This is a genomic window from Halomonas sp. 707D4, from assembly GCF_024158685.1.
Taxonomy (GTDB): domain Bacteria; phylum Pseudomonadota; class Gammaproteobacteria; order Pseudomonadales; family Halomonadaceae; genus Vreelandella.
In genome coordinates, this window is the sequence record NZ_JAMZBD010000386.1 from 1 (window position 1) to 2,977 (window position 2,977).

The window sequence follows — 2,977 nt, forward strand, 5'->3', positions numbered from 1 at the left end:
GAAGCGGCGCTGGGTCAACGCATGGGTGAAGGTCTGGAATCCCGGCAGCACGCAGTCGAAGGCGCACAGCGTGTCGAGCGACAGCGGCCCCGGCAGGCGGGCGAGGGGGTGATCCGGCGCGCAGACGAAACACAGCCGGTCACGCCATAGCTCCACCGCCGAAAGCGCTGTCAATGGGGTGGGCGAAAGGGTCACCACCGCGATCTCCACCTGCCCGTCGAGCACGCTCTGGTAGGCGAGCTCGGAATCCTGAAAGCGCAAATCCAGCGCCACGTCCGGGTGGGCTCGCGTATAGCGCTTGAGAATCGGCGGCAGGCGATGAAGGCCGATGTGATGGCTGGTGGCGAGCGTCAGCCTGCCGCCCACCTGGCCCGACAGATTGGCCAGCGCCCGGCGGCTATCCTCCATCGCCTCGAGAATGCGCACTGCCTGCGGGCGCAGCAGGTGGCCCGCCTCGGTCAGCGCGATGCGCCGTCCGATACGATCGAAAAGCCGCGTTTCGAGCTGGCTCTCGAGGGTGGCGATGCGCTTGCTCACTGCCGGCTGGGTCAGGTGGAGCCGCTCGGCAGCGCGGGAAAAGCTCTGGGTATCGGCCACGGCCAGAAAGGCCTGCAGGCTCTGGGTATCCATCCGCGATCTCCTGGCTGAAAAGCGCTTGAGCAGGTATTCCAGTATGGAATCCAATCCATGAATAACATGAATTGCTTTTATGCGCGAGCCGCGTGACACTGGTTGCCATCCACCGCCCCCTAGAGGCGGAAGGCAAAAACGACGGACGCACCGGACCGAATCAGCAGGGCAGCCGCCCGGGAGAGCACGATGTCAGGTCAAACCCTCTACGACAAACTCTGGAACCAGCATTTGGTCAAGCAGCGCGACGACGGCACTGCGCTGATCTACATCGACCGCCAGCTGCTGCACGAAGTCACCTCGCCCCAGGCCTTCGAAGGCCTGCGCCTGGCCAAGCGTAAACCGTGGCGGCTCGACGCCAACCTGGCCACGCCAGATCACAACGTGCCGACCACGCTCAAGGAGCGCGCCGCCGGCAACAGCGGCATCGAGGACCCGGTCTCCTTGATCCAGGTGCAGACGCTCGACGACAACTGCCTCGAGTACGGCATCGAAGAGTTCAAGATCAACGACCCGCGCCAGGGCATCGTTCACGTGGTCGGCCCGGAGCAGGGCGCCACGCTTCCCGGCATGACCGTGGTGTGCGGCGACTCCCACACCGCCACCCACGGCGCCTTCGCGGCGCTTGCCCACGGTATCGGCACCTCGGAAGTCGAGCACGTGCTGGCGACCCAGTGCTTGCTTGCCCAGAAGATGAAGAACATGCAGGTGCGCGTGGAAGGCGAACTGGGCCTCGGCGTCACCGCCAAGGACGTGGTGCTGGCGATCATCGGCGAGATCGGCACTGCCGGCGGCACCGGCTACGCCATCGAGTTCGCCGGCAGCGCCATCGCCTCGCTCTCCATGGAAGGGCGCATGACGGTGTGCAACATGGCGATCGAAGCCGGCGCCCGGGTGGGCCTGATCGGCGTCGACGACACCACCATCGAGTACCTCGCCGAGCGCCCCTTCGCGCCCAGCGCCGAGCAGTGGGACGCCGCGGTGGCCGACTGGCGCGCGCTGGTCTCGGATGATGATGCCACTTTCGACAAGGTCGTGACGCTCAAAGCCGAAGAGATCGAGCCCCAAGTGAGCTGGGGCACGAGCCCCGAGATGGTCACCGGCATTACAGGCCAGGTGCCGGACCCGCTGGCCGCGGTGGATGACACCGTCAAGCGCAGCCACACCCGGGCGCTGGAGTACATGGGCCTGCAGGCGAACCAGAAGATCACCGACATCAAGCTCGACAAGGTGTTCATCGGCTCCTGCACCAACTCGCGCATCGAGGATCTGCGCGAGGCCGCTAAAGTGGCCAAGGGCAACAAGGTGGCGGACTCGATCAAGCTCGCCATGGTGGTGCCGGGCTCGGGGCTCGTGAAGCGCCAGGCGGAAGCCGAAGGGCTCGACAGGATCTTCATCGAGGCGGGCTTCGAGTGGCGCGAGCCGGGCTGCTCGATGTGTCTGGCGATGAACGCCGATAAGCTCGGTGCCGGCGAGCACTGCGCCTCGACGTCGAATCGCAACTTCGAAGGCCGCCAGGGCTACGGCGGGCGTACCCATCTGGTGAGCCCGGCGATGGCTGCCGCCGCGGCGATCGCCGGCCATTTCGTCGATGTCCGCACGCTGCCCGCCAACGACGCCACTCACGCCCAGGAGGCCTGACATGAACAAGTTCGAACGCCTGGAAGGTCTGGTCGCGCCGCTGGATCGCGCCAACGTCGACACCGACCTGATCATCCCCAAGCAGTTTCTCAAATCGATCAAGCGTACCGGCTTCGGGGTGAACCTGTTTGACGAGCTGCGCTATCTCGACGAAGGCCAGCCCGGCCAGGACTGCTCGAAGCGCCCGCTCAACGACGGCTTCGTGCTCAACCAGCCGCGCTACCAGGGCGCCCAGGTGCTGCTCGCCCGGCGCAACTTCGGCTGCGGCAGCTCCCGCGAGCACGCCCCTTGGGCGCTGGAGGACTTCGGCTTTCGCGTGGTGATCGCGCCGAGCTTCGCCGACATCTTCTACAACAACGCCTTCAAGAACGGCATCCTGCTGATCACCCTGGCGGAAGAACAGGTCGACCAGCTGTTCCAAGAAGTCGAGAGTAGTGACGGCTACCGCCTCGATGTGGACCTCGAGAACCAGCGCGTCACCACCCCCAGCGGCGACGTCTTCACCTTCGAGGTGGACGCCTTTCGCAAGCACTGTCTGCTCGAGGGCCTCGACGACATCGGCATCACGCTCCAGGACGAGGACGCCATTCGAGATTTCGAGGCGAAGCACCGCCAGGCGCGCCCGTGGCTTTTCCGTCAGAGTGCCTGACGCTCACCGACGCTTTTTTTAAGGAATTCGCATGACCCAGAAAGTACTGCTGCTGCC

Annotated in this window: 3 protein-coding genes; 2 read left to right on the forward strand and 1 reads right to left on the reverse strand. The window is 65.2% G+C overall.

The genetic code is table 11. The annotated features are described in order from the left end of the window. Nucleotides 1–630, reverse strand: a 630-nt coding sequence (locus tag BIS11_RS14025) for a LysR family transcriptional regulator (protein ID WP_253586349.1), incomplete at its 3' end; no start/stop codon positions are given. 189 nt (nt 631–819) lie between these two features. Here BIS11_RS14025 and leuC point away from each other — a divergent pair. Next, nucleotides 820–2,271, forward strand: coding sequence for a 3-isopropylmalate dehydratase large subunit (leuC, locus tag BIS11_RS14030; RefSeq protein WP_253422243.1), 1,452 nt, complete (start codon nt 820–822; stop codon nt 2,269–2,271). A 1-nt stretch (nt 2,272) separates the two neighbouring features. Next, complete coding sequence (gene leuD, locus BIS11_RS14035) at nt 2,273–2,920, forward strand: 3-isopropylmalate dehydratase small subunit (RefSeq protein WP_253422242.1); 648 nt, start codon at nt 2,273–2,275, stop codon at nt 2,918–2,920. Nucleotides 2,921–2,977: the final 57 nt, after the last annotated feature.

Coding starts and splice junctions, on each gene's coding strand:
- leuC (WP_253422243.1), top strand. CDS start 820: ATGTCAGGTCAAACCCTCTACGACAAACTCTGGAACCAGCATTTGGTC.
- leuD (WP_253422242.1), top strand. CDS start 2,273: ATGAACAAGTTCGAACGCCTGGAAGGTCTGGTCGCGCCGCTGGATCGC.